Origin of the sequence: Nocardia sp. JMUB6875, from assembly GCF_041154655.1 — a bacterium.
Taxonomy (GTDB): Bacteria; Actinomycetota; Actinomycetes; order Mycobacteriales; family Mycobacteriaceae; genus Nocardia.
On the sequence record NZ_BAAFGR010000366.1, the window covers coordinates 1 to 2420 of the forward strand.

General features: G+C 59.5%; 2 protein-coding genes and 1 pseudogene. 2 read left to right on the forward strand and 1 reads right to left on the reverse strand.

Features of this window, described 5'->3' with window-relative positions:
* The first annotated feature begins 303 nt into the window (after positions 1-303).
* Positions 304-606, forward strand: coding sequence for a hypothetical protein (locus ACAM49_RS39870; RefSeq protein WP_369640695.1), 303 nt, complete (start codon positions 304-306; stop codon positions 604-606).
* Between the two features lie 81 nt (positions 607-687).
* Positions 688-1980, forward strand: a complete 1293-nt coding sequence (locus ACAM49_RS39875; protein WP_369640696.1) for a S1 family peptidase — start codon at positions 688-690, stop codon at positions 1978-1980.
* Between the two features lie 330 nt (positions 1981-2310).
* Here ACAM49_RS39875 and ACAM49_RS39880 read toward each other — a convergent pair.
* Positions 2311-2420, reverse strand: a pseudogene (locus ACAM49_RS39880) (SPFH domain-containing protein); the annotation flags it as partial.

Below are 2420 nucleotides of genomic sequence, written 5' to 3' on the forward strand. Positions count from 1 at the left end.
CCCTCCAATCACGAAAGGTAGCTGACTGGTTGCCAAAAGCCTGTCTGCGGACTCGGGCTGAACTTCGGCAGCAACGGCTCGGCCACAGCCCACATCTCCTCCGGCACAAGCCGTTTCGACAGTTTCATCCACCACAGTCGCATAGCGTGCGGCACAACTGGAGACGGCGCACCGGAAACGAATCACGCCAACGGAGGACACGCCCTTCGCGTGATACGAGTGCCCCGGATCGGATCCAGCGCGCACCGCAGAAACTCGTCGACTGTGACGACGAGTTTCTCGAACACCGGGTGATCGTCGAACATGAATCCGGTGTCCTGCACCTTCGAGGAAATCCAGCTGCCTGGACGCTCTATCACGCATACCGGAGGCGAGGACCACAACCCGGATCCCCACTCTGAGGAAGAGTTTGGTGCGCTACTTTCCGATGCCGGCCGTGAGCAGAGCCTCGCGTTGGAGAGAATCATGCTGCTGGGAGATGACGATGTCGTTGAAGCAGCGCATCAGCTGAAGGCAATTGTGGCAGAGCTTGTGTGGCGATCCCGAGGTGAGGTCAACGATTCCGTCGCCGGACGGACCGTGCATCAGCCGGGCGTATTTCTCTAGGGCCAGGGGTCGGCTGGCCTGCGACACGCCGTAGTTATGTGGATGGCAAGAATTTCGGATCGTGCCCGTAACAATGCGGGTATGCCTATGCGTCCGGTATTGATGACGGGGGAGTCGCGGAGCCGTGCATTAGTTTGTGGCGCGGTCGTTCTGCTGTCATTGCTCGGTTCGCCGCCAGTGGTCGTGTCGGCGCAATCCGCGAATCTCGGATTGCCCGCGGACTTGGTTGCTGCGGTGGTCCGTGACTTACGGATCTCACCCCGGGAGTACTTGCGTCGCGCTGAACTCAGTCAGCGTGTTGCAGAATTCTCGGCCAGCGCTGCGCGGCGATTTCCGCACGCATTCGCCGGAGGGCGGCTCGACGATTCGGGCAACGCCGTCGTTGCGGTCGTTCCGGGAGTCGGTTCGGATGGTGTCGTAGAAGCGGTTCGGTCGGCTGGGTTCGACATCGAATACGTCGTCGGCCCCCACGTAGCCCTCACGGCACTGCCCGATATTACCAACGTGGGCACGGGGTCCGGCGGTACGGGGTCCGGGGCTCCGGGATCGGCAGCGCCCGCGGCAGCGATCTACGGCGGAGATCCGTACGTGATTCCCGACAAAGTGTTCAATGAAGCATGTTCTTTCGGGTTCAATGGCACCGATAAGGACGGCGATATCGTGAACATCTCCGCCGGCCACTGCATCGGGTTGGGAGGATGGTTCGTCAAGGATACAGCTATATACAGCCTGAAACCGGGTACAAAGTTGAAACCGATCCCGCCGGATACCGCGCAAAGGACGGATGTGGAACGGGTGAAACAGGAATACGAGCCGAAACCGGATACCGAGCAGCTCGGCGTGTTCAAGAAGGTGGTTTTCAACGCCGTGCCGGATGCCCCCAAAGGCCCCCGTGCCCCCCGAAGTGAGCCTCGTCCTCAAGGTATGGACTACTCCATTATCAAGGTCGCCGATGGTGCGCGGAATCGTTTTCAGAACAATCGTGTTCGTGGTGAGGCCGGCAAGGCTCTCGAAATTGACGGGGTTGCCGAGGCGGTTGTCGGTATGCCGGTCTGTAAATCAGGGGCAATGACCGGCTGGACATGTGGTCACGTGCTGAGAATTAAGAATGAATCCATGGGATCGGACCAGTACCCGGGAGATATTATTGTAAAGAATGCGATCGTGACGGACCTCTGTGGATGGCATGGTGACAGTGGAGGCGCGGCCGTTACCGGCAAGAAGGCGCTCGGTATTATGCACGGGGGCAGTACTGTTGACGAATATAACAACGCGGTTCCGACGTGTCGCGATCTTCCCGCATTTGACGTTTCGCTCCAGCCGATCAAGCCTGTCCTCGACGACAACTCCGGTTTGGAGATCCGCACCAGCTGAGCCTGGATCTAGCTAGATCGTCTCGACTACCAGCAACCCGACCGTACTCGGCGAGGTTTGAATGCGAGCGTGTTGGTCGATCGGGTTGAGTCACCTGATCGGATTCGTCGTCCGATCAGAATCGGATCACCCCATGGGTTCCAAAGCGATCCCCACGCCTGAATCCGCATGTGACTGCACTGAACTGGCTCTTTCGTGTGATTGCAAGGCCGGTCTACTGTGACTGCATGACCACCCAACCAGGGGCGAATCCGCCCAGCTCGAGTGACAGAAGTAACGTTCGGTCTCATTTTTGGGGCGAATCCGCTGGAGAAACGGATGATTCGGGCCGCGGCGTTCGCGTTCGGCTTCGGCCTGCCGGCCGATCGCGCGCTGCATCGCCTCGGGGATCTCGACATCCTTGATTTCGACCAGGCTGACCTTCACACCCCACGGCTCGG